At 63.0% G+C, this 335-nt stretch carries 1 protein-coding gene; it reads left to right on the top strand.

Going from position 1 to position 335, the window contains the following annotated elements:
- A partial coding sequence (locus QCE62_RS35210; RefSeq protein ID WP_309928060.1) for a hypothetical protein occupies positions 1 to 335 on the top strand: 335 nt, incomplete at both ends.

Genomic DNA, 335 nt, shown 5'->3' with positions numbered 1-335 from the left:
TATGCCTACGACGGGGCCGGGCGTCTGACTGAGCAGACGCGCAAGCTGCAAACAGCCGATTCCGTGTTCGAGCAGACGCTCACGTACACGTATGACGCGCTGGGCGCGCCGCAATCCATCCAGATCGACGACAACGCACCGATCCGCTTCACGCGCGATATTGCGGGACGGCTGGCTCGTACACAGTTCACCGGAAGCCTCGAACACGTCTACGAATATGACCACGCAGGACGCCTGGCGCGTCATGCAACCCGCCGCGCCGGCGTGCACGACGACGACACGCACTTCCGCTATGACATCAGCGGCAATCTGATTGAACGCCGCGACAGCCGCTC

The organism is Caballeronia sp. LZ033 (genome assembly GCF_031451265.1).
GTDB lineage: Bacteria > Pseudomonadota > Gammaproteobacteria > Burkholderiales > Burkholderiaceae > Caballeronia.
The sequence above is the reverse complement of the archived record's forward strand: the minus strand, read 5'-3'. Positions and strand labels throughout refer to the sequence as shown.